Source organism: Pseudomonas fluorescens (assembly GCF_902497875.1).
Lineage (GTDB): Bacteria > Pseudomonadota > Gammaproteobacteria > Pseudomonadales > Pseudomonadaceae > Aquipseudomonas > Aquipseudomonas fluorescens_BR.
This window is the reverse complement of the sequence record NZ_CABVHY010000016.1, coordinates 44,627-68,934: the sequence shown is the minus strand read 5'-3', so window position 1 is coordinate 68,934 and position 24,308 is coordinate 44,627. Positions and strand designations below refer to the sequence as shown.

The 24,308-nt window shown below is 60.4% G+C and carries 19 protein-coding genes; 8 read left to right on the top strand and 11 right to left on the bottom strand.

Translation table 11 applies throughout. The features are described from left to right. Positions 1-66 precede the first annotated feature (66 nt). The 4 genes from ccoP to ccoN are packed head-to-tail and all read right to left on the bottom strand — an operon-like array spanning position 67 to position 3,273. Positions 67-1,020 (bottom strand): cytochrome-c oxidase, cbb3-type subunit III, encoded by a 954-nt coding sequence (gene ccoP, locus F8N85_RS17385; protein WP_150804787.1) that lies wholly within the window; start codon positions 1,018-1,020, stop codon positions 67-69. Next, on the bottom strand, positions 1,017-1,226 hold the full coding sequence (locus F8N85_RS17380; protein WP_150643359.1) for a cbb3-type cytochrome oxidase subunit 3: 210 nt from the start codon (positions 1,224-1,226) through the stop codon (positions 1,017-1,019). The genes ccoP and F8N85_RS17380 overlap by 4 nt, the downstream gene beginning before the upstream one ends. 3 nt (positions 1,227-1,229) lie before the next feature. Next, on the bottom strand, positions 1,230-1,838 hold the full coding sequence (gene ccoO, locus F8N85_RS17375; protein WP_150804786.1) for a cytochrome-c oxidase, cbb3-type subunit II: 609 nt from the start codon (positions 1,836-1,838) through the stop codon (positions 1,230-1,232). A 10-nt stretch (positions 1,839-1,848) separates the two neighbouring features. Next, positions 1,849-3,273 (bottom strand): cytochrome-c oxidase, cbb3-type subunit I, encoded by a 1,425-nt coding sequence (gene ccoN, locus F8N85_RS17370; protein WP_150804785.1) that lies wholly within the window; start codon positions 3,271-3,273, stop codon positions 1,849-1,851. Positions 3,274-3,373: 100 nt separating this feature from the next. On the opposite strand from ccoN, the gene F8N85_RS17365 reads away from it, so the two are divergent. Further along, the gene (locus tag F8N85_RS17365) at positions 3,374-4,063 is read left to right on the top strand and encodes an alpha/beta family hydrolase (RefSeq protein WP_150804784.1); all 690 of its coding nucleotides are present in this window, start codon (positions 3,374-3,376) and stop codon (positions 4,061-4,063) included. A 331-nt stretch (positions 4,064-4,394) separates the two neighbouring features. Here F8N85_RS17365 and F8N85_RS17360 read toward each other — a convergent pair whose 3' ends face one another. The 3 genes from F8N85_RS17360 to acnA all read right to left on the bottom strand — a co-directional run bounded on the left by F8N85_RS17360 (position 4,395) and on the right by acnA (position 9,958). Then, a complete protein-coding gene (locus F8N85_RS17360) occupies positions 4,395-5,960 on the bottom strand; it encodes a methyl-accepting chemotaxis protein (RefSeq protein WP_150804783.1) in 1,566 nt (521 codons plus the stop codon). Positions 5,961-6,058: 98 nt separating this feature from the next. Further along, positions 6,059-6,850 (bottom strand): type II CAAX prenyl endopeptidase Rce1 family protein, encoded by a 792-nt coding sequence (locus tag F8N85_RS17355; RefSeq protein WP_150804782.1) that lies wholly within the window; start codon positions 6,848-6,850, stop codon positions 6,059-6,061. Between the two features lie 366 nt (positions 6,851-7,216). Continuing rightward, entirely contained in the window at positions 7,217-9,958 is a 2,742-nt protein-coding gene (gene acnA / locus F8N85_RS17350; RefSeq protein ID WP_150804781.1) for an aconitate hydratase AcnA, read from the bottom strand. A gap of 328 nt (positions 9,959-10,286) precedes the next feature. Here acnA and rlmM point away from each other — a divergent pair, with 328 nt between their 5' ends. After that, on the top strand, positions 10,287-11,360 hold the full coding sequence (gene rlmM, locus F8N85_RS17345; protein ID WP_150804780.1) for a 23S rRNA (cytidine(2498)-2'-O)-methyltransferase RlmM: 1,074 nt from the start codon (positions 10,287-10,289) through the stop codon (positions 11,358-11,360). A 215-nt stretch (positions 11,361-11,575) separates the two neighbouring features. Continuing rightward, the gene (gene tusA / locus F8N85_RS17340) at positions 11,576-11,827 is read left to right on the top strand and encodes a sulfurtransferase TusA (protein WP_150804779.1); all 252 of its coding nucleotides are present in this window, start codon (positions 11,576-11,578) and stop codon (positions 11,825-11,827) included. Here the strand turns inward: tusA and F8N85_RS17335 are convergent. Then, positions 11,824-13,230 carry an MATE family efflux transporter gene (locus F8N85_RS17335; protein WP_150804778.1) on the bottom strand — a complete coding sequence of 469 codons (1,407 nt, stop codon included), beginning with the start codon at positions 13,228-13,230 and terminating at the stop codon, positions 11,824-11,826. The genes tusA and F8N85_RS17335 overlap by 4 nt on opposite strands. 308 nt (positions 13,231-13,538) lie before the next feature. Between F8N85_RS17335 and pdxB the strand changes: the two genes are divergently transcribed. Then, complete coding sequence (gene pdxB / locus F8N85_RS17330) at positions 13,539-14,687, top strand: 4-phosphoerythronate dehydrogenase PdxB (protein ID WP_150804777.1); 1,149 nt, start codon at positions 13,539-13,541, stop codon at positions 14,685-14,687. A gap of 181 nt (positions 14,688-14,868) precedes the next feature. On the opposite strand, the gene F8N85_RS17325 is transcribed toward pdxB, so the two are convergent. Beyond that, entirely contained in the window at positions 14,869-15,048 is a 180-nt protein-coding gene (locus tag F8N85_RS17325; RefSeq protein WP_150804776.1) for a PA1571 family protein, read from the bottom strand. Positions 15,049-15,307: 259 nt separating this feature from the next. On the opposite strand from F8N85_RS17325, the gene F8N85_RS17320 reads away from it, so the two are divergent. Continuing rightward, entirely contained in the window at positions 15,308-17,095 is a 1,788-nt protein-coding gene (locus F8N85_RS17320) for an ABC transporter transmembrane domain-containing protein (protein WP_191636199.1), read from the top strand. A 131-nt stretch (positions 17,096-17,226) separates the two neighbouring features. Beyond that, complete coding sequence (locus F8N85_RS17315) at positions 17,227-18,249, top strand: Fic family protein (RefSeq protein ID WP_150804774.1); 1,023 nt, start codon at positions 17,227-17,229, stop codon at positions 18,247-18,249. A gap of 118 nt (positions 18,250-18,367) precedes the next feature. Here the strand turns inward: F8N85_RS17315 and F8N85_RS17310 are convergent, their stop codons facing one another. Then, positions 18,368-20,296, bottom strand: coding sequence for a transglycosylase SLT domain-containing protein (locus F8N85_RS17310; RefSeq protein ID WP_150804773.1), 1,929 nt, complete (start codon positions 20,294-20,296; stop codon positions 18,368-18,370). Between the two features lie 212 nt (positions 20,297-20,508). Between F8N85_RS17310 and F8N85_RS17305 the strand changes: the two genes are divergently transcribed. Beyond that, complete coding sequence (locus F8N85_RS17305; RefSeq protein ID WP_150804772.1) at positions 20,509-22,422, top strand: ATP-binding cassette domain-containing protein; 1,914 nt, start codon at positions 20,509-20,511, stop codon at positions 22,420-22,422. A gap of 198 nt (positions 22,423-22,620) precedes the next feature. On the opposite strand, the gene F8N85_RS17300 is transcribed toward F8N85_RS17305, so the two are convergent. Then, the gene (locus F8N85_RS17300) at positions 22,621-23,058 is read right to left on the bottom strand and encodes a universal stress protein (protein WP_150804771.1); all 438 of its coding nucleotides are present in this window, start codon (positions 23,056-23,058) and stop codon (positions 22,621-22,623) included. Positions 23,059-23,161: 103 nt separating this feature from the next. Between F8N85_RS17300 and F8N85_RS17295 the strand changes: the two genes are divergently transcribed. Continuing rightward, positions 23,162-23,599 carry a hypothetical protein gene (locus F8N85_RS17295; protein ID WP_150804770.1) on the top strand — a complete coding sequence of 146 codons (438 nt, stop codon included), beginning with the start codon at positions 23,162-23,164 and terminating at the stop codon, positions 23,597-23,599. Positions 23,600-24,308: the final 709 nt, after the last annotated feature.

Below are 24,308 nucleotides of genomic sequence, written 5' to 3'. Positions count from 1 at the left end.
ACTTGGTCGCGTACAGGCAGGGAACTGCCGCATCCTGAGCGGATGCGGCAGCGAAGCAATTGACGGCTAGCGGTTTTTACTCAGAGCAAGTTCCTGTTCGTCGGTGGCACCTTGAGACAGGCTGTACACGTAGGCCGCAAGCAGTTGCACCTTGTCATTGCCGAGCAGCTCGGTTTGTGCTGGCATATGGCCTTGACGACCATGGCGGATGGTCTGTTGCAGCTGTGCCAGGCTGGTGCCATAAATGAAGCCGGCGGGTTGCGTCAGGTTCGGCGCGCCCATGGCCTGGACACCTTGCCCGGCAGGACCGTGGCACGCTACGCACATGGTGCTGAACGCTTGCTGTCCGGCGTGCAGATCGGCGCTGCTGTCGGCAGGCAGTGGCAGGCCGGCCAGTTCATGACGCACATAAGCCGCGACATTCTTCACGCCGTTCTCACCGAGCATTTCGCCCCAGGCCGGCATGGCCGCCATGCGTCCACCCATGATGGTCGCCTTGATGGTGTCGGTGTCGCCGCCCCAGCGCCAGTGGCTGTCGACGAGGTTCGGGAAGCCGAACGCGCCCTTGGCATCCGAGCCGTGACAGACCGCGCAATTGGAGGCAAACAGACGGCCGCCCATTTTTAGCGCTTGCGGGTCTTTAGCGACATCTTCCAGCGGCATGGCGGCGAATTTGGCGAAGATCGGCCCAAATTTGGCATCCGCCTTGTCCATTTCCTTTTCCCACTCATGGGCCCCCGTCCAACCATTTTCATAGCCTGGCAGGATGCCTTTCCAGTTGCCCAGGCCCGGATAAAGGACCAGATAACCCACGGCAAACACCAGGGTTGCGGCGAACAGCATGAACCACCACTGCGGCAACGGGTTGTCGTACTCCTCGATGCCGTCGAAGCTGTGGCCCATGGTCTGGTCGACGCTGCCCTTGGTTTCGCCCTTGCGTGTGCCGATCAGCAGCCAGGTCAGACCGATCAGGCTGCCGATGGTCAGTACGCAGATCCACGTACTCCAGAAGGTGGTCATGGCCGAATGCTCCTTGTTGCAGGTTGGGCTTCATCAGATTGAAGGGAGGCCGTGCCCGGTTCATCGGCAAACGGCAGCAGCCGCGCCTGGGCGAACTCCGGGTTGCGCTTGGCGTTGAACACCCAGAGCGACAGGCCGATGAATGCGATCATCACCACCAGCGTGCCAAGGCCGCGGATCATTCCACTATCGAGTTCAAAACCCATGGCTCACCTCTTGCTCTTGATCGCAGTGCCAAGCACTTGCAGATAAGCGACCAGTGCGTCCATTTCGGTCTTGCCCTTGAGCGTGTCATTGGCGCCGGCAATGTCGGCATCGGTGTACGGCACGCCCAGGGTACGCATCACCCGCAGCTTGGTTTCGGTGTGGCTGCTATCAACCGGTGCCGAGACCAGCCATGGGTAGCCCGGCATCTTCGATTCCGGCACAACGTTGCGCGGGTTGTACAAGTGCGCGCGGTGCCAGTCATCCGAGTAGCGGGCGCCGACCCGGGCCAGATCCGGACCGGTACGCTTGGAACCCCAGAGGAACGGGTGATCCCAGACGCTTTCCCCGGCGACCGAGTAATGCCCGTAGCGCTCGGTCTCGGCGCGGAACGGACGGATCATTTGCGAGTGGCATTGAACGCAGCCTTCGCGGATATAGATGTCGCGGCCTTCGAGTTGCAGTGCGGTGTAGGGCTTCATGCCTTCGACCGGCTTGTTGGTCACGTCCTGAAAGAACAGCGGGACGATCTGGGTCAGACCGCCGATGCTCACCGCCAGGACCATCAACAGCATCAGCAGGCCGACGTTTTTTTCGATTGTTTCGTGTTTCATGACGGACTCCTCAGGCGATCTGCGCCGCAGCGACGGCTTCGGCAGGCTGGGCTGCGCGAACAGTGCGCCAGGTGTTGTAGGCCATCAGCAACATGCCGCTGAAGAAGATCGCACCGCCCACCAGTCGCACGACAAAGCCTGGGTGGCTGGCCACCAGGGTTTCGACGAAGGAGTAGGTGAGGGTGCCGTCATCGTTGATCGCCCGCCACATGAGGCCCTGGGCGATGCCGTTGACCCACATCGAAGCGATGTAGAGTACGGTGCCGATGGTCGCGAGCCAGAAGTGCGCATTGATCAGGCCCAGGCTGTGCATGGCCGGGCGGCCGAAGATTTTCGGGATCATGTGATACAGCGCGCCGATCGAGATCATCGCCACCCAACCGAGAGCGCCGGCGTGTACGTGGCCAATGGTCCAGTCGGTGTAGTGGGAGAGGGCGTTGACCGTCTTGATGGCCATCATCGGCCCTTCGAAGGTCGACATGCCGTAGAACGCCAGGGAGACCACCAGGAACCGCAGGATCGGGTCGCTGCGCAACTTATGCCAGGCACCCGACAGGGTCATCATGCCGTTGATCATCCCGCCCCAGCTTGGGGCCAGCAGGATCAGCGACATCACCATGCCCAGCGACTGTGCCCAGTCCGGCAGCGCGGTGTAGTGCAGGTGGTGCGGGCCAGCCCAGATGTACAGGGTGATCAGTGCCCAGAAGTGCACGATCGACAAGCGATAGGAATACACCGGGCGCTCGGCCTGTTTCGGCACGAAGTAGTACATCATCCCGAGGAAGCCCGCGGTGAGGAAGAAGCCCACGGCGTTGTGGCCATACCACCACTGAACCATGGCATCGGTCGCACCGGCATACGCCGAGTAGGACTTGGTCAGGCTGACCGGCAGTTCCGCGTTGTTGACGATATGCAGGATCGCCACGGTGACGATGAACGCACCGAAGAACCAGTTACCGACATAGATGTGCTTGGTCTTGCGCTTGACCAGTGTGCCGAAGAACACCACGGCGTAGGCGACCCAGACGATGGTGATCAGGATATCGATCGGCCATTCCAGCTCGGCATACTCCTTGGAGCTGGTGTAACCCAGCGGCAGGGTGATGGCCGCCAACAGGATCACCAGTTGCCAGCCCCAGAAGCAGAACGCGGCGACTTTCGGCGCAAACAGTTGCGTCTGGCAAGTCCGTTGGACCGAGTAAAAGGACGCCGCAAACAGTGCGCATCCGCCGAAGGCGAAGATCACTGCGTTGGTGTGCAACGGGCGCAGGCGGCCGAAGCTGGTCCACGGCAAATTGAAGTTGAGTTCAGGCCAGACCAATTGAGCAGCGAGAAAAACCCCGAGCCCCATGCCGACGATGCCCCACACCACCGTCATAATGGCGAATTGGCGGACCACCTTGTAGTTATAGGCGGTACTGATAGAAGTGTTCATGGTTCCCCATCCACGGTTCAGCTGAAGTGAGAGCGACGGCGCACGGCAACGGCGCGCTCACTTCTTCTGGAGTTATAGGCAGACTAAAAGCGAGGCAAGCATGGACAAAGAGCACAAGGCCAGTATTGACGGGGATCAATGGCTGCGATGTGTGACGGAACACGGTTGGCTGTGGAACGCCGCGCAACCAGCGGCTGCGACAGCCGAGCCGCGCACGCTGATCCTCGCCCACGGAGCCGGTGCGCCGATGGACAGTGACTTCATGAACGACACGGCTGCACGCCTTGCCGGGCTTGGGGTCAACGTGTTGCGTTTCGAGTTTCCCTACATGGCGCAACGACGCCTGGACGGCGGCAGGCGCCCACCCAATCCGGCGCCGAAACTGCTGGAAAGCTGGCGCGAGGTCTACGCCCAGGTGCGGCGTCATGTCGCTGGACGCCTGGCCATCGGCGGCAAGTCCATGGGCGGGCGCATGGCCAGTTTACTGGCGGATGAATTGGCGGCGGATGCGCTGGTGTGTCTGGGGTATCCGTTTTATGCCGTGGGCAAACCGGAAAAACCGCGGGTGGCACATCTGGCCGAACTCAAGACCCCGACCTTGATCGTGCAGGGCGAACGCGATGCGTTGGGAAATCGCCAGGCGGTCGAAGGCTATGAGTTGGCGCCGAGTATCGAAGTGTATTGGCTGGTGGCGGCTGATCATGATTTGAAGCCGTTGAAGGCATCGGGTTTTACCCATGAACAACACTTGGAGTCCGCGGCCGACAAGGTGTGTGAATTTCTCCTGTGAGATGTCGCTGCCATTGCGGCCCTCATCGCGAGCAAGCTCGCTCCCACAGTTGATCGCATGCGTACACAAAATGTGTGAGCGACCGAGATTGAATGTGGGATCGAGCTTGCTCGCGAAGGGGACCTGACAGCCACCATCACAGCTCAAGGTCAAAAGATCGCAGGCGGCTGCGCCAGCTCCGCCGGTCTGATACACCCGTCAACTCCGCGCCGGGCGCCAATCCCACTGTAGGAGCTGCCGCAGGCTGCGATCTTTTGATCTTGGAGGATGCCCACAAAAAAACCGGAAGTTTAACGTTCCGGTTTTTTTGTATTGGCACCTGACCAACGTATTACCGGTTAAACCGCTCCACCAACGAATACTGCGTATTCGCCGTACGCGTAAGCTCCTCACTCAGCAGCGCCGAATGCTGGGCCTGTTCCGAAGTCTGATCGGCAAGCTGTGCAATGGTGCTGATATTGCGGCTGATTTCTTCGGCGACAGCGCTTTGTTCTTCGGTAGCAGCCGCGATCTGGGTGGTCATGTCGGTGATGTGGGCCACCGCTTCGCTGATCCCCACCAGGGCCTGGTCGGCCTCGAGTACCCGGGCGACACCTTCTTCGGCCTGGCGATGGCCGGCGTCCATGGTTTGCACGGCAGTGTTCGCGGTCTGTTGCAGCTTGGCGATCAGGCTGTGGATCTGCCCGGTGGACTCGCTGGTGCGTTGCGCCAGTTGCCGCACTTCATCGGCAACCACCGCAAAACCACGACCCATTTCCCCGGCACGGGCCGCTTCGATGGCCGCGTTCAACGCCAGCAGGTTGGTCTGGTCGGCGATGCCTTTGATCACATCGACCACGCCGCCGATTTCGTTGCTGTCCTTGGCCAATTGAGTCACGGTGGCGCCCGTTTCGCCGACCACCACCGACAGGCGCTGGATGGCCTCGCGGGTTTCGCCGGCAATGTCGCGACCGCGGCTGGTCAGGCGGTTAGCTTCCTGGGTGGCATCGGCAGTGCGCTGCACGTGGCTGGCGACTTCCTGGGTGGTGGCCGCCATCTGGTTGACAGCGGTCGCCACTTGCTCGGTCTCGACGCGCTGGCGCTCAAGCCCGGAAGAGCTCTTGTGCGCCAGGGCGTCGGATTGGCGCGCCTGGTCGTTCAGGTGCTCGGCAGTGTCTTGTAGCCGGGTCAGGCAGGTTCTCAGGCGGGCGTCCTGACTGAGGATCGACATCTCCAGGCGTGCCTGGTCACCGCGGCTGTCGGTGTACATCTGGGCGATCAACGGGTCCGAAGTGGTCTGTTCTGCCAGGCGCAGCAAGCGTTTGAGGCCGCGCTGCTGCCAGCTCAAGCCGAGCAGGCCCAATGGCACCGAAAGCCCCGCCGCGAGAGCAAAGCCCCAGTGCGAGTTGAACCAGATACCGATCAGGAAACTCAGCTGGCTGACCAGGATGAACGGCAACCAGTCTTGCAGCACTGGTAGCCATTTATCGCTCTGCGGGATAGCCGACTTGCCCTGGTTGATGCGTTGGTAGAGCGCTTCGGCGCGGCGGATCTGTTCGGCGCTGGGTTTGACCCGTACCGATTCATAACCGACCACCTGCTTGCCATCGAACACCGGTGTGACATAAGCATTGACCCAATAGTGGTCACCGCTTTTGCAGCGATTCTTCACAATGCCCATCCATGGCAAGCCTTGTTTCAGGGTACTCCACATGTGGGCGAACACTGCGGCCGGGACGTCAGGGTGACGTACCAGGTTATGCGGCGCCCGAACCAGCTCCTCGCGGGAAAAACCACTGATGTCAACGAATGCATCGTTGCAGTAGGTGATCACGCCTTTTGCGTCGGTAGTGGAAATCAACCGTTGCTGAGTGGGGAAGGTGCGTTCGCGCTGAGTAATGGGCTGGTTGTTACGCATGTTTTTATCAATCCGCAAGGCTTTGTCAGGTTGTCGGCAGTGAGAGGGTTTTATTAAGAATATATTTCAACAGTCGGCGCTGCGGATTCAATCGTCGTTTATCCCGCCAACATCGGATAAGTAAACAACCCGAAATGCAGCACATTCAAACCAAAGTGCGTGGCCACTGCCGCGCCCAGCCCACTAAAACGGTACGCCAGACCGTAACCCACCCCGGCAATGCTTGCCAGGAGCACCCATTGCCAACCGGCACCCAGGTGAGCCAGGCCGAACAGCAGCGAGGCGAGCAGCAAGGCGAGGTGCTCGCCATAGGGCAGGTGTTTGAAACGCTCGCTCAAGCCGCCTTGTATATAACCACGAAACAACGCTTCTTCGACCAGGGTCACCAGCAGCAAGTTGTTCAGCATCCAGAGTTGGGTCTGCTCGGGCCATTTTGGCGCCCACTGGATGATTCCCAGCAAGAGTCCACCGCCGAGGGCGGCCATGGCGGTTACGCTCAGGGCCAGCGTGCTGACGTACAGCGCATGAATCAGCGAACGTCGGCCGATGACCCATGGGCAGACCAGCAGCAGCCAGAAGCCTATCAGCGGTTTGTCGAGATTGAGGTACATCGAGAATGGCACGGCGTCCTCGGTGAAGCGTTCGGTGTCGATTAGCCGAGCGCTATAAAATCCCGGCAGCCAATGCAGGGCGAGGGCCAGGGCCAGGAGCACAAACACTGCGTGGCCGAGATAGCGGCCATACCAGTACTTTTGTTGCAGGACGGCTAAACCTGCGAATAGTAGCAGGATGATGGCGATGATCGCGTGGGCACCCAATTGTCCGTAGGTGAGTGCGAGGACGTAACCGGCAGTGAGGAATGTCAGGTACGGCCAGGGCAGTGCGAGCATGGGGTCATCCTTGTTAGGGGAGAGGGCTTGCCTCAATGCCCGTCCGTTAAGCGTATATGTGTTTGGAGGTTGCGATGATCGGGTGTGGGGAGGGCCGATCATCGCTTCGTTTGCTTGCGATACGCCGTGGTTGCTCTCGATCGTCACGGTTTAACGGGTTAATCGCGTTATCGTTCATCGCGAGCAGGCTCGCTCCCCCATTGGTTTTTTTTTGCTGGGAGATTGTGTGCGATATCTGTGTGTGGGTGGCGCTCAATTTTGTTGCATGGATTGTTGCGCGGGGCGCGCAAGTATATCGGGAGGGGATTTATCTACCCGCCGAAACTAAAACACCGCCCCAGAGGACGGTGTTTTGGTTATTACGCCTTATGACGCAATCAATTGCCGCAACACGTAGTGCAGGATCCCGCCAGCCTTGAAGTATTCCACCTCATTCAAGGTGTCGATCCGGCACAGCACTTCGATTTTTTCGCTGCTGCCATTTTCGCGGGTAATGACCAGCGTCAGGTTCATCCTTGGTGTCAGTTCGACCCCGGTCAAACCCTGAATGGCCAGGGTTTCCTTGCCGGTCAGGTTCAGGCTCTTGCGGTTCTGGTCGAGTTTGAATTGCAGCGCCAGCACGCCCATGCCCACCAGGTTGGAGCGGTGGATTCGCTCGAAGCTCTCGGCGATCACCGCTTTGACGCCCAGCAGGTTGGTGCCCTTGGCCGCCCAGTCGCGGCTTGAGCCGGTGCCGTATTCCTGGCCGGCGATCACCACCAGTGGCGTGCCGCTGGCTTGATAACGCATGGCGGCGTCGTAGATCGGCAGTTTTTCTCCAGTGGGAATGTAGATCGTGTTGCCGCCTTCTTCGCCGCCGAGCATTTCGTTGCGGATACGGATGTTGGCAAAGGTGCCGCGCATCATCACCTCATGGTTGCCACGGCGTGAGCCATAGGAGTTGAAGTCCCGCGGTTCCACGCCTTTTTCGCGCAGGTAGTGGCCGGCCGGGCTGTCGGCCTTGATGTTGCCGGCCGGGGAGATGTGGTCGGTGGTCACCGAGTCGCCGAGCAACGCCAGGATTCTTGCGCCCTTGATGTCGGTGATCACCGGCAAGGGGCCGGTGATGTTGTCGAAGAACGGTGGATGCTGGATGTAGGTGGAGTCTGGCTGCCAGACGTAGGTCGCGGCTTGCGGGACTTCGATCGCTTGCCACTGCTCATCGCCGGCAAAGACTTCGGCGTATTCCTTGTGGAACATTTTGGTACTGACCTGGGCCACCGCGTCGGCAACTTCCTGGCTGCTGGGCCAGATGTCGCGCAGGTACACTGGCTGGCCTTCGGTATCGGTGCCCAGCGGCTCGCTGCTGATATCGGTGCGCACGGTGCCGGCCAGGGCGTAGGCGACTACCAGTGGCGGCGACGCCAGCCAGTTGGTTTTCACCAGCGGATGCACCCGGCCCTCGAAGTTACGGTTGCCGGACAGTACCGAGGCAACGCTCAAATCCGAGTGTTGAATGGCTTTTTCGATCGGCTCCGACAAGGGACCGGAGTTGCCGATGCAGGTGGTGCAGCCATAACCGACCAGGGCAAACCCCAATTGATCGAGGTATCGGGTCAGGTCCGCGGCCTTGTAGTATTCGGTGACGACTTTGGAGCCGGGGGCCAGGGAAGTCTTGACCCAGGGTTTGCACCTGAGGCCTTTCTCCACGGCTTTTTTCGCCACCAGCCCGGCGGCCATCATGACGCTGGGGTTGGAGGTGTTGGTGCAGGAAGTGATGGCGGCAATCACCACCGCGCCGTTTTTCAGGCGGTAGGTCTGGCCTTCGTAGTGGTAATCCGCTTCGCCGACCAGATCGGCGCTGCCCACCGCGACGCCACCACCACCTTCGCTTTCCAGGCGACCTTCTTCTTTACTGGTGGGTTTGAACTGCAGGCCGAGGAAGTCGGTAAAGGCCTGGGCGACATTTGGCAGAGAAACCCGGTCCTGGGGGCGTTTCGGCCCGGCCAGGCTGGCTTCGACGCTGCCCATGTCGAGCGACAGGCTGTCGGTGAAGATCGGCTCCTTGCCGGGCAGACGCCAAAGGCCCTGCGCCTTGCTATAGGCCTCCACCAGTTTTACGGTTTCGGCTGGACGACCGGACAGGCGTAGGTACTCCAGGGTGATCTCGTCCACCGGGAAAAAGCCGCAGGTGGCGCCGTATTCCGGGGCCATGTTGGCGATGGTCGCGCGGTCCGCCAGCGGCAGGTCGGCGAGGCCGTCGCCGTAGAACTCGACGAATTTGCCGACCACGCCTTTCTTGCGCAGCATCTGGGTCACGGTCAGCACCAGGTCGGTGGCGGTGATGCCTTCCTTGAGCTTGCCGGTGAGTTTGAAACCGATCACTTCCGGGATCAGCATCGACACCGGTTGGCCGAGCATCGCTGCTTCCGCCTCGATGCCGCCGACGCCCCAACCGAGCACGCCGAGGCCGTTGATCATGGTGGTGTGGGAGTCGGTGCCGACCAAGGTGTCGGGGAAGGCGTAGGTGCGGCCGTCCTCGTCCTTGGTCCAGACTGTGCGACCGAGGTACTCGAGGTTGACCTGGTGGCAGATGCCGGTGCCCGGCGGCACCACGCTGAAGTTGTCGAATGCATTCTGACCCCAGCGCAGGAACGCATAACGTTCGCCATTGCGCTGCATTTCGATGTCGACGTTCTGTTCGAAGGCGCTGGAACTGGCGAACTTGTCGACCATTACCGAGTGGTCGATCACCAGGTCCACCGGCGACAGCGGGTTGATCCGTTGCGGATCGCCGCCGGCCTTGGCCATGGCGGCGCGCATGGCGGCCAGATCGACCACGGCGGGCACGCCGGTGAAGTCTTGCATCAGCACCCGCGCCGGGCGGTACTGGATTTCCCGGTCGGAGCGACGCTCCTTGAGCCAGGCGGCGATGGCCCTGAGGTCGGCACTGGTGACGGTTTTTTGGTCTTCCCAGCGCAGCAGGTTTTCCAGCAGGACTTTCAACGACATGGGCAACTGATCGAGGTCGCCAAGGGACTTGGCGGCCTCCGGGAGGCTGAAGTAGTGATAGGTCTTGTCGTCGACTTCTAATGTTTTAAGGGTTTTCAGGCTATCGAGGGACGGCATTGAATGACTCCTTTAAGTCCGCACGGCTACGGAGCTGACGGGACGCAGAGCACTAAACCTAGCTCTGTTTGGCGCTTGTGGCTAATAACCGGACTCTATGGGCAGGTCCGGGGTGACGAACTCGGCTATCATGCGCCGGTTTTCGTGACAGGCTTTGCTTCAGGGTAGGAGCGAGCTTGCTCGCGATGGACGTTAACGATAACGCGTGTTTTCTGAATACACGCGCCGCCCTTGAGTCCATCGCGAGCAAGTCTCGCTCCTACAGGATTAGGGCAAGCCTGAGCGTCGCGCAGTGGCTGAATTTCTCGCCAACTGCCCAGGAGTATTAATGAACACCCTCTTTATGCATTGCCGGCCGGGCTTCGAAGGCGAAGTCTGTTCCGAGATATCCGAACACGCGGCGCGGCTGAATGTCGCCGGTTATGCCAAGGCCAAGACCAGCAGCGCCTGCGCCGAGTTCGTCTGCACCGAAGACGACGGTGCCGAGCGGCTGATGCGCGGCCAGCGTTTCGCCGAGCTGATCTTCCCACGGCAATGGGCCCGCGGGATGTTTATCGACTTGCCGGAAACTGATCGCATCAGCGTGATCCTCGCGCAAATGGCGACGTTTCCAACCTGCGGCAGTCTGTGGCTGGAGGTGGTGGATACCAATGACGGTAAAGAGCTGTCGAATTTCTGCAAAAAATTCGAAGGCCCGCTGCGCAAGGCGCTGACCGGCGCCGGCAAGTTGGTGGAAGATGCCAGCAAGCCTCGGCTGCTGCTGACCTTTAAAAGCGGCCGCGAAGTGTTTCTCGGCCTGGCGGAAAGCCACAACTCGGCGATGTGGCCGATGGGCATTCCACGTCTGAAGTTCCCCCGCGATGCGCCAAGCCGTTCGACCCTGAAACTGGAAGAGGCCTGGCACCACTTTATCCCTCGCGATCAGTGGGACGAGCGCCTGCACAGCGACATGACCGGCGTCGACCTCGGTGCCGCACCCGGCGGCTGGACCTGGCAGTTGGTGAATCGCGGCATGCTGGTGACCGCCATCGACAACGGCCCGATGGCCGAGAGCCTGATGGACACCGGGCTGGTCCAGCATCTGATGGCTGACGGTTTTACCTTCAAGCCCAAGCAGCCGGTGGACTGGATGGTCTGCGACATCGTCGAGAAACCGGCACGCAATGCGGCGATGCTGGAGGAATGGATTGGCGAGGGGCATTGCCGCGAAGCCGTGGTCAACCTTAAGCTGCCGATGAAACAGCGTTACGCCGAAGTGAAGCGCTTGCTGGAACGCATCGCCGACGGGTTCAAGGAACGCGGCATTCGGGTCGAGATCGGCTGCAAGCAGCTGTACCACGACCGTGAAGAAGTGACCTGTCACCTGCGCCGACTGGATGTGAAGAAACCGAAATCCCGTTGAATCACACGAATTAATATGTGGGGCTTGTGTGGCGAGGGAGCTTGCTCCCGCGGGCCGGTCCGCGCTCGGGCGCAGCAGCCCTAAAACCAGCCGCCGAGATCTTCTGATAGACCGCATAACCAGAATTGGGGCCGTTTCGCGACCCAGCGGGAGCAAGCTCCCTCGCCACATACCCGGCAATGCGCGACAATGCCGGCAAGTTTCAGGAGTGAAGTATGAGTGAAATGATCGATACCCCTGTCGACGGGACCCTCGACGCCACTGGCCTCAATTGCCCGGAGCCGGTGATGATGCTGCACCAGCACATCCGTGATCTGGAGCCCGGTGGCTTGCTCAAGGTGATCGCCACCGACCCCTCGACCCGCCGCGATATCCCGAAGTTCTGTGTGTTTCTCGACCATGAACTGGTCGGGCAGCATGAAGAGGCAGGCACCTACCTCTACTGGATTCGCAAGAAGCTGGTTTAATCCGCCGAACGGCTGATGCGGATTCGCTTGCGTGCGCTGCGCGTCAGGCGGATCGATAGCATCAGCGCCGCGCAACTCAAGCCGACGATCAACCCCTGCCACAGCCCGCTCGGGCCGCTGGGCGTGCCGAGCCAGTCGGTCAGGCCCAGGGCGTAACCCACCGGCAAGCCAATCCCCCAGTAGGCGAACAGCGTCAGGATCATCGTCACCCGGGTGTCCTGATAACCGCGCAAGGCGCCGGCCGCGGTCACCTGAATCGCATCCGAAAACTGGAACAGTGCCGAGTAGATGATCAGCATCGATGCCACTTGAATCACCCTCGGGTCGGCGGTGTAGATGGTCGCGATGTGCTCGCGCAGCAACAGCATCATGCTCGCCGAGATACAGGCATAAGCCAGCGCCGTACCCATTCCGACTCCCGCGGCAAAACGCGCTTCGCGCGGCTGTTCACGGCCCAGTGCCTGGCCGACTCGCACGGTCACGGCCATCCCCAGTGAGTAGGGGATCATAAACACCAGCGAACTGAAGTTCAGGGCGATCTGGTGCCCGGCGACCACGGTGGCGCCGAGGCTGCCGATCAACAGGGCAATCACCGCGAAAATGCTCGACTCGGCGAACACCGCGATGCCGATCGGCAGGCCTATGCTCAGCAGGCGTTTGATCACCGCCCATTGCGGCAGATCGAAACGGCTGAACAGCTGACTCGATTGATAGGCCGGCGCCCAGCGAGTCCAGCCGGCCATGCCGAGCATCATCACCCACATCACGATCGCCGTGGCCCAGCCGCAGCCGACACCCCCCATGGCCGGCACGCCGAAATGCCCATAGATGAAGACGTAGTTCAGCGGAATATTCAGCGCCAGCCCGCACAGGCCCAGGACCATGCTCGGACGGGTGCGGCCCATTCCATCGCTGAAGCAACGCAGCACATGGTACAGCGCGACGGCCGGAAAACCGCTGGCGATCCCGCGCAGATATTCCATGCAGGGGCCGATCAGTTCGGGGTCGACCTTCATCACCTGCAGAATCGGCTCGGCATTGAACAGGATCAGCGTCGCCAGCAAGCCGACCACCAGGGCCAGCCACAACGCCTGGCGCACAATCGGGCCGATCTCGCCGTGAGTGCCGGCACCGAAGCGTTGCGCGACTTTAGGGGTGGTGGCCAGCAGTGTGCCGGTCATCAACAGAAAAACCGGCACCCAGATCGAGTTGCCCAACGCCACCGCCGCCAGATCTCCCGGCCCGACCCGCCCGGCCATCACCGCATCGACAAAGCCCATGGCGGTGGTCGCCAGCTGCGCAATCATGATCGGCAGGGCCAGGTTGAGCAGGTTACGCAACTCCAGGCGAACCCGGGCAGGGCGGTTGAGGGAAGTAGCGGCAGGGTCAGTCACGGAATTCACAAGCGAAACGTCCAGAGTATTTGATGCGCAAAGGCGGCGCATTCTACGCCTTGACGCAACGGTCAGGAAAATTCCCGTGTTGGGGATTTGTAAACTGCCGCCCTTGGCACCGATCCCTGTAACCCCGGGATTGATCGGTTGTATGCCACCCTTGTAGGAGCTGCCGCAGGCTGCGATCTTTTGATCTTCAGCTCTTGTGAGTCCTTGCTCGATTGAGCAGCCAATTAAAGTCAAAAGATCGCAGCCTGTGGCAGCTCCTACGCGGTGCCATGTGCGCTTATACTGCGGCTCCGCGAAAGGAGCCTGCCATGTTGATTGTTGCCGACGAAAATATCCCCTTGCTCGATGACTTCTTTGCCGGTTTAGGTGAGATCCGCCGTCTCCCCGGCCGCTCCATCGACCGTGCCGCCATCGAGGACGCCGATGTGCTGCTGGTGCGCTCGGTGACCAACGTCGACCGCGCATTGCTCGAAGGCAGCCAGGTGCGGTTTGTTGGCACCTGCACCATTGGTACCGATCACCTGGATCTCGATTACTTTGAGCAGGCTGGCATCAGCTGGTCGAGCGCTCCCGGGTGTAATGCCCGTGGGGTGGTTGACTATGTGCTCGGCAGTCTCCTGACCCTGGCAGAAATCGAAGGTGCCGACCTCACTCAGCGCACTTATGGGGTGGTCGGTGCCGGTGAAGTGGGCGCACGGCTGATCAAGGTGCTGCGCGCCCTGGGCTGGAACGTGCTGGTCTGTGACCCGCCACTCCAGGCGGTAAATGGCGAGGGCTATGTCAGCCTGGAGCAAATCATCGAGCAGTGCGACGTCATCAGTCTGCACACGCCACTGAGTAAATCCGGCGACCAACCCACCTGGCACTTGTTCGATAAAGACCGTTTGAACCAGCTCAAGCCCGGCACCTGGTTGCTCAATGCCAGTCGTGGCCCGGTGGTGGATAACGCCGCGCTGCGCGAAGTGCTGTTGCAGCGCGAAGACCTGCAAGCGGTGCTGGATGTCTGGGAGGGCGAGCCGCAGGTCGATGTGGCGCTGGCGGATCTGTGCGTGATCGCAACGCCGCATATCGCCGGTTACAGCCTTGACGGCAAACAGCGCGGCACGGCGCAGATCTATCAGGCGTTTTGCACATTCCAGGGCCGGCTGCCTCAGGTCAGCCTCGATGATCTGTTGCCCGCGCCGTGGCTGGCTGAAGTCTGCCTGAATGCCGACAGCGATCCGGCCTGGGCATTGGCCATGTTGTGCCGTGGCGTCTACGACCCGCGCCGTGATGATGCAGACTTCCGTCGTAGCCTGGTGGGCACTGTGCAAGAGCAGCGCACCGCGTTCGATGTCTTGCGCAAGCATTATCCGCAGCGGCGGGAGATTGATGGGTTGAAAGTGCGCATCGAGGGTGATTCGCCGGCATTGCGGCAGATTGTGGCGGCGCTTGGGGCGGTGTCCATTCAGGACTGAGTTGGCCCCATCGCGAGCAAGCTCGCTCCCACATTGGATTTGTGGCGCACACAAAATGTATGCCTGACGCGGTCCCCTGTGGGAGCGAGCTTGCTCGCGATGGGTCGCGCAGCGACCCTCAAAAAACACCCATAAAAAACCCGGCCTCAAAGCCGGGTACAAGAAGAGTTGAGGCTATTTGTCAGTCTTGCTTCGCAGGTTTGACCAATCGCTGTTCCAGTTCGCGGCAAGCTTCCTGGATCATGCCTTCAGTGATCGGTACTTCGCGCCCTTGAGCGTCGATAATGGAGCATCCCAGAGATTGGTCTGGCTGGGTGCGGATCACTTCAATCTTGTCATCGCTACTGTGTTGCAAGGACATGGCCTGTCTCCTCATCAGGTTGTGTTCTTACTATAAAGCCGCCAGGTGACCACGCTGTGACAGTTCCCTGCGGGGCAGCAAAGCGGTATCACCAGTCCACCAGATATAACTACAAACTTCCACCCGAACTTTAGACCAATAACATCTAGGTTCTAGTGTCAGAGGTCATATTTAACCTCACTCATTCTGATTTACAGCGTTTCAGCCGATGAGCGGGTGTAGGCTTGGCTGCACTTATCCCTTTCGGTGGTGCTTTTGGATGGTTTTCATGCTCTCTGCCACTCAACGCCGTGCAATCCGCCTGGCCACTCATTTTGTCGCGCCGTACCGCTGGCAGGCACTCGGCGCCTTGCTCGCGTTGATTGTCACGGCGGGTATCACCTTGTCCATGGGGCAAGGGATCCGGCTGCTGGTGGATCAGGGTTTCATGACCCAGTCACCGCAACTGCTCAACCAATCCATCGGCCTGTTTCTGTTGCTGGTAGTTGGGCTGGCGGTGGGCACCTTTGTGCGTTTCTACCTGGTGTCCTGGATCGGCGAGCGCTGCGTCGCGGATATCCGTCGGCAAGTGTTCAATCATTTGATCTACCTGCACCCGGGGTTTTACGAGAACAACCGAAGTTCGGAAATCCAGTCGCGGTTGACCACCGACACCACGCTTTTGCAATCGGTGATCGGCTCTTCGCTGTCGCTGTTTCTGCGTAACGCCTTGATGGTCATCGGCGGGATTGTATTGCTGTTTATCACCAATCCCAAGTTGACCAGCATTGTGGTCGTTGCCTTGCCGCTGGTATTGGCGCCGATCCTGATTTTCGGTCGGCGGGTACGCAGCCTGTCGCGCCTGAGCCAGGACCGCATCGCCGATGTCGGCAGCTATGTGTCCGAAACCCTCGGCCAGATCAAGACCGTGCAGGCTTACAATCATCAGCCGCAGGATGAACAGCGCTTTGCAGTGACGGTGGAAGAGGCCTTTATCACCGCCTGCCAACGTATCGTCCAGCGCGCCTGGCTGATTACCCTGGTGATCGTGCTGGTGCTGGGGGCCGTCGGGGTGATGCTCTGGGTCGGCGGCATGGACGTGATCGCCGGGCGGATCAGTGCCGGCGAACTGGCCGCGTTCGTTTTTTACAGCCTGATCGTCGGCAGCGCCTTTGGCACCTTGAGCGAAGTGATCGGCGAACTGCAGCGTGCGGCCGGGGCCGCCGAACGGATTGCCGAGTTGTTGCGTTCGGAAAACATCATCCAGGCGCCAACCTCTGGGGTGATCAAGTTGCCCAAGCGGGTCGAAGGCAATCTGCTATTGGAGGATCTGCGTTTTTCCTACCCGTCGCGGCCTGAAAGCTATGCCATCGACGGCCTGAGCCTGACCATCAAGGCTGGCGAAACTCTGGCGCTGGTCGGGCCTTCCGGAGCGGGCAAGTCGACCATCTTTGACCTGTTGCTGCGTTTTTATGACCCGCAGCAGGGTCGAATACTGCTCGACGGGCAGCCCTTGACCCGGCTCGATCCACTGGACCTGCGCCGCTGCTTTGCCCTGGTTTCGCAGAGCCCGGCGCTGTTTTTCGGCAGCATTGAAGAGAACATTCGCTATGGCAATCCAGCGGCGACCTTCGCCCAGGTCGAAGAGGCCGCACGGATTGCCCACGCCCACGATTTTATCCTGCAGATGCCCCACGGCTACCAGACCCACCTCGGCGATGCCGGCCTCGGTCTCTCCGGCGGCCAGCGGCAACGCCTGGCAATCGCCCGGGCGCTGCTGGTCGATGCACCGATCCTGCTGCTGGACGAAGCCACCAGCGCCCTCGACGCCCAGAGCGAATACCTGATCCAGCAAGCGCTACCCAGCCTGATGAAAAACCGCACCACCCTGGTCATCGCCCACCGCCTGGCCACCGTAAAAAACGCTGACCGGATCGCGGTGATGGACCAGGGGAAACTGGTGGCAATCGGCACCCATCAGCAATTGATCGCCAGCAACGCGTTGTATGCACGGTTGGCGGCGTTGCAGTTCAATGACGACAAGCCGGAGCTCGATGTCCGACCGTAGGAGCTGCCGCAGGCTGCGATCTTTTCAGGCCCGCAGCAAAGATCGAAACAAGCCACGAGTATCAAGAGGGCTGCTGAACACCGCCGCGTTAGGGCACTATGTCGACCTGTGTTACATGCCTGGATGAGGATATGAGCCGTTATCAGCCACCGTTGACCCTGACCACCAGGATGCTTGCGTTGATCGCCGAGATCAGCGAGCAGATCGGTCAGCTTTCGGCCGTGGACGATACACGGCAGACTCCTCAGCTACGCCGTGGCAACCGGATTCGGACGATTCAGGCCTCATTGGCGATCGAGAACAACACCCTCAGTGTGGAACAAGTGACAGCAGTCCTGGCAGGTCAGCGCGTGCTCGGTTTGCCCAGGGAAATCCAGGAAGTGCGCAATGCCTTTGCCGCATATGAGGCTATGCCAGGATGGCGGTCGAGCGCTCGGGTCGATCTGCTGCGGGCCCATGAGCTGTTGATGCAGGGCTTGATCGATGATGCAGGGAGATTTCGTCAGGCGGGGGTGGGCATCTATCGTGGCGAGCAGTTGATCCATATGGCTCCGCCGCCGAGTCGCGTGGCGCAGTTGATTGACGACTTGCTCGAGTGGCTTGGAAGTTCTGACTGGCATCCGTTGATCATCAGCTGCGTATTCCATTACGAATTCGAGTTCATTCATCCGTTCGCTGACGGCAACGGTCGGATGGGCCGTCTCTGGCAAACCTTGATACTCAGTCAGTGGCGCCCGGTTCTGGCCTATTTGCCGGTTGAGGCGGTGATTCGCGCCCAACAGGACGATTATTACGCAGCGCTGTCGGCTGCCGATCAACGGGCCGAAGCGACGCCTTTTGTTGAATTCATGTTGCAGGCGTTAAGCATCGCTCTTGAAGAGGCTGCGCGTAGCGAACCTGCAACCGACCAAGTAACCGACCAAGTAACCGACCAAGTAGCGCGACTGCTGCGGGTGCTTGATGGTAGTTCCGCGCTGAAGGTTAACGAGTTGATGGCAGAGGTGGGATTGGCCCATAAGGCAACTTTCCGGGCCAACTATCTCAAGCCGGCACTGGTTGCCGGGTTGATTGAAATGACTCACCCGGGCTCTCCCAATAGTCCTGTTCAAAGGTACCGATTGACCGAGCGCGGGAAGCAGGCTGCGATCTTTTGATCTTCGTTCGCCGAACAAAAATGCCCGCATCTCTCGATACGGGCATTTTTAATTAACGATTCAAAGCACGATCAAAAGATCGCAGCCTGCGGCAGCTCCTACATAGCCGGCATTGCCCTCATTGATCATCAAAATACCGCTCATGCCAGTCCACCAGCGGTTGTGGGGCGTTGAGTTTCTGGCCGTAGATCACCGAGTAGGACAATACGTTCTGCACGTACTGGCGGGTTTCGTCGAAGGGGATGCTTTCGACCCATACGTCGAAGCTCAGATGATCGGCTCCGCGCAGCCATTGGCGTACGCGGCCGGGGCCGGCGTTGTAGGCGGCGGAGGCGAGCACGCGGTTGCCGTTGAACTGGCTGTGGACCTGGCTCAGGTAGGCGGCGCCGAGCTGGATGTTTTTATCCGGATCCAGCACCTGCTGCGGCGAGGCCAGGGGAATGCTGAATTTGCGCGCGGTTTCCTTGGCGGTGCCGGGCATCAGTTGCATCAGGCCGGTGGCGCCGACGCCGGAGCGGGCGTCGGCCATGAAGGCGCTTTCCTGGCGGGTGATGGCGAACACCCAGCTGGAGTGCAGGCCACGTACCTTGGCTTCGCGAACCAGGGTCTCGCGGTGGGCCATCGGGAAGCGGATGTCCAGGTCATCCCAGTATTTAGCCTGGCTGATGGTGCGGATCGCCGGGAAGTACCATTTCAAGTCGTAGGCCAGTTTGGCCTGGGCAACCATTTCGTCGCGGTTGAAGTGCCGGCTGACGTGATACCACTCGCGGCGGCCATCGACGATTTGCCCGCGGGCATGGAATTCCAGGGCGCGACGCACGCCTGGGGTGTTGCGCACCTTGTTGATCAACTGCTGGCTAAGCACCAGTGGCGAGTTGTTCAGGTGGTAGGGCGACTGAGTGCGGTCGGCGGCCAGGAAGCCGTAAAAATCCCGTTCCCGGGCCAGGCCTTTATAGAGCACCTGCGCCTCCGGGTTCTGCGGCTGCGCGAGTTCCAGGCTGCGCGCCTGCCAGTAACGCCAGCGGTTGGTGGTGGCCAGGTCCTGGGGCAGTCTGCGGGTCAGTTGATAGGCATCGTCCCAGCGCGCCAGGCGCAACAATAGACGCAGACGCCACTCGGAGACGGTGTTGTCACGCAGCTCCGGATCGTATTTGGTCATTACGTCCAGCGCGCGGCTGTCGAACCGGCGGGCCAGGGTCAGGCCGATTTCCCGGGCAATTGCCACTTTTTCGTCACGGGAGAAGTGCATGCTGCTGGCATAGCCGTCGAGCAAGGCTAACGCTTTCTCCGGGTCCTGCCGGGCCAGGCGTCGCAGGCCGAGGCCGACCACGTCGGACATGGCTTCGTTGGCCGGGGTGAAGCGTGACGGCTGGTCGAGCAATTGCGGTTTCTGGGCGACGTCTATCAGCAACCGGCCCTGGGGGGCGAGGGTGCGCAGGCCGTTGACCAGGTTGTTGGCCAGTGGGTAGTTGCGGGCGTCGGCGGCCAGCTTGGCGCGTTGCCAGCGTTTTTGCTCGGTCAACTGGCCTTCGGCGGCCCACTGGGCGAACAAGGCGTCGCAGGCTTCGGGCTGGCTTTTGCCGGTCAGCCAGAGTTTTTCAGTGTTGGCGTAACCTTGGGCCTTGAGGTTGTGGCCCAGCTGATACTGGCCATACAAACAGTCCAGTTCGGTGAAATTCAGCTTGGGGTCATAGTATTTGACGAACGGTTGCCAGTCGCCGCGCTCGGCCAGCCAGCGTAACCAGCGCAGTTTCATCCAGTTGGCTTGCGGCAGGTCACCGTGCTCGGCGAGAAACTTCTCGATCTCGGCGTTGCTGGCGGATTTCAACCGGTAGGTCAGCTCGTCGTAGGCCAGGTAGGGTTCCAGCGGGTAATCGCGCAATGCCTGGCTGTAACGCATATACGGGCCTGAATCACCCTTGGCCAGGGCGCGCTTGGCTTCATCGTAATACTGGCGTTGTTGAGACAGGTCTGCAGCCTGGACGGATTGAACGGCACTGGCAGAAAGAATTAAACAGGATAAAAAGTTGAAAATGCGGCTGCGCATGATACGTCCGGGCAGAGAAAACGTGACGAGTGCCGACGATGTCGACACTGATTAGCTGTAGCTTAGCCTTTTGCCAGCAGCCGGCGAAAGCTTTGCCAGCTTGCCGGTACAAGTTCCGGGTAAATGTTGTTCAGGGTGCTTCGAAGTTGAAATTGCCGGCCTTATTAGGCCCCGATTCAGGTAGAATGCGCCCCCGGTTTTTGGAGAAGCTCATGACCCTGCTCAAATTCAGCGATGTGTCCCTTGCTTTCGGCGCTATGCCGTTGTTGGACAAGGTGTCCTGGCAGATCGCCCGTGGTGAGCGGGTGTGCATCATCGGCCGCAACGGCACTGGCAAATCCAGCATGATGAAGCTGGTCAAAGGTGACCAGAAGCCCGATGAGGGCTCCGTCTGGCGCGCGCCAGGGCTCAAGATCGGCGAATTGCCGCAAGAATTGCCACTGGCCGACGAGCGGACCGTGTTCGACGTGGTTGCCGAAGGCCTGGACGGTGTCGGTGAATTGCTCGCGCAATATCACCACCTGAGCCAGAATATCGTCACCGATGCTGACCTGGACAAGCTGATGCACGTCCAGCACGACCTCGAAGCCCGTGACGGCTGGCGTTTGCAGCAATTGGTCGACAGCACCCTGAGCCGCCTGCAACTGCCGGCCGACAAGACCCTCGCCGAGTTGTCCGGCGGCTGGCGTCGTCGGGTCCTGCTGGCCCAGGCGCTGGTGTCTGAACCGGACCTGCTGCTGCTCGACGAACCAACCAACCACCTGGACATCGGTGCGATCGCCTGGCTCGAAGAGGCGCTGAAGGATTTCCAGGGCGCGGTGCTGTTCATCACGCACGACCGTTCCTTCCTGCAGAACCTGGCGACCCGGATCCTTGAACTGGACCGTGGCGGCCTGATCGACTGGAACGGCGACTACGCCAGCTTCCTGGTGCACAAGGAAGCCACCCTGGCCGCCGAAGAGACCGCCAACAACCTGTTCGACAAGCGCCTGGCCCAGGAAGAAGTATGGATCCGCCAGGGCATCAAGGCCCGCCGCACCCGTAACGAAGGCCGCGTCCGCGCCTTGAAGGCTTTGCGTGTAGAGCGCAGCGAGCGTCGCGAGCGCACCGGCAAGGCCAATATCCTGCTGGACACCGCCGACAAGTCCGGCAAGCAAGTCATGGTCCTCGAGAACGTCAGCTTCGCTCATCCGGACGGCCCGTTCCTGATCAAGGACTTCTCCATGGTCCTGCAGCGCGGCGACCGTATCGGCCTGCTCGGCGCCAACGGCACCGGCAAGACCACCTTGCTGAAACTGATGCTCAGCGGCTTGCAGCCGACCAGCGGGACGATCGAAGAGGGCACTCGCATCGACGTGGCCTACTTCGACCAGTTGCGTCATCAGCTGGATCTGGAAAAGACCGTGATCGACAACGTCGCCGAAGGCCGCGACTTCATCGACATCGACGGCCAGAGCCGCCACGTCCTGAGCTACCTCGGCGACTTCCTGTTCAGCCCGCAGCGTGCCCGCACGCCGGTCAAGGCGCTGTCCGGTGGCGAGCGTGCTCGTCTGTTGCTGGCCAAACTGTTCAGCAAGCCAGCCAACCTGCTGGTACTCGACGAACCGACCAACGACCTCGACGTGGAAACCCTCGAACTGCTGGAAGAGGTCTTGCTGACCTTCAAAGGCACTGTGCTGATGGTCAGCCACGACCGGGCATTCCTCGACAACGTGGTCACCAGCACCCTGGTCTTCGAAGGTGAGGGCAAGGTCCGTGAATACGTCGGTGGTTATCAGGACTGGATTCGTCAGGGCGGCTCGCCGCGCCTGCTGGGCGTGACCGAGAACAAATCCGGCAAAGCCGAGCTGGCCTCCGCCGTTGTCGCGCCAGTGGCTGCCGCGCCTGCTCAGGAAGCGCCGGTGGCCAAGAAGAAGCTCAGCTACAAGGTGCAGCGCGAGTTGGAAGGCTTGCCAGGCGAGATCGAAGCCAAAGAGCAGAAAATTGCCGCGGTCGAGGTTGAAATGGCTGATTCGGGCTTCTATCAGCGTCCTGCCGCGCAAACAGCGGCGGTAATCGCTCAATTGGAGCAATTGCAGGCTGAACTGGAAACTCTGGTCGAGCGTTGGGCCGAGCTGGATGCCTGATTGATCCGCCAGCAATAAAAAAGCCCGGCCTCACTGATGTGAGCGCCGGGCTTTTTGCAAAAACGCAAACCTACTGTGGGAGCGAGCCTGCTCGCGATAGCGGTAAATCAGTCGACATCGATGTTGAATGTCAGGCCGCCATCGTCGGAACGCCGCCCGGAGCAAGCTCGCTCCCATTGGATATCAGAGGCTCCGGAATCAGCTTTTGATCAGGCGCACCGCCAGCACATCGCAAGGCGCGCCGTGCAGCACGTCGTTGGCCGTGGAGCCGAGCAGCAATGCCAGGCCATGTCGGCCGTGGCTGCCGACGACGATCAGGTCGCATTCCTGTTCCTTGGCCAGGTGATGGATTTCCTGGCGCGGCTGGCCGTAGGTCAGGTGGCAGTTGGCTTTGCTGGCTTCCGGGTATTTCAGGATCAAGCGATCGAGCCGTTCTTTAGCCTGGTCGAACTGCTGTTGCTGCAGTTGCGAAAGGTCCATCGGAACATCGCCGCCAAACGCCATGGCCATGGGCTCGACAATATGCACCAGTGAGAGTTTGGCGCCATTACTGACGGACAGCTCGCGAGCGCGCTTGATGACGGGGTCGCATTCTTCGGTGAGGTCGACTGCGACCAGGATGTGTTCGTAGGGCATGGAAGGCACTCCGGAGGATTGCGATATGGGTAAGTATGGCTGGTTTCAAGCGGATTGGATTTAGTGCGGCGAAATCCGCTCATCAAGAATCGGGAGTACACATATGACGGTCTGGATAGTGGTGTCAATCCTTGCGGTGGTTCTTAGCCCTCTGGCCTGGTTGCGACCCTCGCGTCAGCAGAGCGGGCGGATGGCCTTGCGCATGGAGGCGCGACGCATGGGCCTGGCCATGCAGTTGGCCCCTCAGGAGTGGCCACACTGGCTGGAACCCGAGCCGCCAAGCCCTTGCGCGCAATATCACCGGCCTCGGCGCAGTGTTAAATCGAGGTGCTGGTGCTACTGGCAGACAGCGCCGGGCGTCTGGGTCAATCAATGGCGGGAGGTGTGTGAGGATGAGACGTTGCTGGAGCATTTCAAAAAGTTGCCGGGCAATGTGTTCAAGATCGAAGCGGACCAGCAAATGATCGTCTTGTATTGGGGTGAAAAGGGCGAAGCTAGTGTTTTGCAGGATATTGCAGCGGTTCTCAAGGCGTTGGCCTGAAATCCGGTTTTCTGTGGGGGCGGCGGTGCGGCGATTCGACTTGCCCGCGAAGGCGGCCTGGTAGCCGGCCTATCTCTTGCTGGTGTACATATCCATTTCTGCGGTAACGGCCACTTAGGGTTTCGCCCTTACGGCGCCTCCCTTTGGCAAACGCCCCAAAGGAAGCAAAGGTCTCGCCCCGGCGTTCGGCACCTCGCCTAGGCTCGGTGTTCCCTCGCTCCGGTGTCCATCATGGGGCGCCGCAATGCGGCGGAGTCAGCTGCGCTGACGGCGCTACGCGCCACCCCCCTGATGAACACCTCCACTCGGCCTGCCGAAGGGGCGGGTAGATCAAAAGCCAGATCAAAAGCCAAAGCGAGGCGGCCGACCGGCCGGCCTGTTTGTTGTGGGTACGCGTGCCCTTGAGCTGCCGATAGGCTGCGATCTTTTCGGGGGATGTATTTTTCGTGCGAACGCCAGGATCAAAAGATCGCAGCCTATCGGCAGCTCCTACGGGGGATTGGGTTGATTTCAAGGATTGTCAGGCAATAAAAAGCCCGACATTCGTCATCGGGCTGGAGTTGGCCAGGCAGGCCGGAAACTCGGTAAATCGCAACGGCATGTGTTGCGTCGATTCTAGCCTTGGCGTTCGCCCAGGGTGTCATTTTTGTTGCGATTCCCGCCAGCGTAGCTTGAGAAAGCCACGGTCGGTGCGGGTTAGGGCGACTTT

Bases quoted from the DNA above. Each gene is read 5' to 3' on its own strand.
- ccoP (WP_150804787.1), bottom strand. From the start codon at position 1,020: ATGACCACCTTCTGGAGTACGTGGATCTGCGTACTGACCATCGGCAGC.
- F8N85_RS17380 (WP_150643359.1), bottom strand. From the start codon at position 1,226: ATGGGTTTTGAACTCGATAGTGGAATGATCCGCGGCCTTGGCACGCTG.
- ccoO (WP_150804786.1), bottom strand. From the start codon at position 1,838: ATGAAACACGAAACAATCGAAAAAAACGTCGGCCTGCTGATGCTGTTG.
- ccoN (WP_150804785.1), bottom strand. From the start codon at position 3,273: ATGAACACTTCTATCAGTACCGCCTATAACTACAAGGTGGTCCGCCAA.
- F8N85_RS17365 (WP_150804784.1), top strand. From the start codon at position 3,374: ATGGACAAAGAGCACAAGGCCAGTATTGACGGGGATCAATGGCTGCGA.
- F8N85_RS17360 (WP_150804783.1), bottom strand. From the start codon at position 5,960: ATGCGTAACAACCAGCCCATTACTCAGCGCGAACGCACCTTCCCCACT.
- F8N85_RS17355 (WP_150804782.1), bottom strand. From the start codon at position 6,850: ATGCTCGCACTGCCCTGGCCGTACCTGACATTCCTCACTGCCGGTTAC.
- acnA (WP_150804781.1), bottom strand. From the start codon at position 9,958: ATGCCGTCCCTCGATAGCCTGAAAACCCTTAAAACATTAGAAGTCGAC.
- rlmM (WP_150804780.1), top strand. From the start codon at position 10,287: ATGAACACCCTCTTTATGCATTGCCGGCCGGGCTTCGAAGGCGAAGTC.
- tusA (WP_150804779.1), top strand. From the start codon at position 11,576: ATGAGTGAAATGATCGATACCCCTGTCGACGGGACCCTCGACGCCACT.
- pdxB (WP_150804777.1), top strand. From the start codon at position 13,539: ATGTTGATTGTTGCCGACGAAAATATCCCCTTGCTCGATGACTTCTTT.
- F8N85_RS17325 (WP_150804776.1), bottom strand. From the start codon at position 15,048: ATGTCCTTGCAACACAGTAGCGATGACAAGATTGAAGTGATCCGCACC.
- F8N85_RS17320 (WP_191636199.1), top strand. From the start codon at position 15,308: ATGGTTTTCATGCTCTCTGCCACTCAACGCCGTGCAATCCGCCTGGCC.
- F8N85_RS17315 (WP_150804774.1), top strand. From the start codon at position 17,227: ATGAGCCGTTATCAGCCACCGTTGACCCTGACCACCAGGATGCTTGCG.
- F8N85_RS17310 (WP_150804773.1), bottom strand. From the start codon at position 20,296: ATGCGCAGCCGCATTTTCAACTTTTTATCCTGTTTAATTCTTTCTGCC.
- F8N85_RS17305 (WP_150804772.1), top strand. From the start codon at position 20,509: ATGACCCTGCTCAAATTCAGCGATGTGTCCCTTGCTTTCGGCGCTATG.
- F8N85_RS17300 (WP_150804771.1), bottom strand. From the start codon at position 23,058: ATGCCCTACGAACACATCCTGGTCGCAGTCGACCTCACCGAAGAATGC.
- F8N85_RS17295 (WP_150804770.1), top strand. From the start codon at position 23,162: ATGACGGTCTGGATAGTGGTGTCAATCCTTGCGGTGGTTCTTAGCCCT.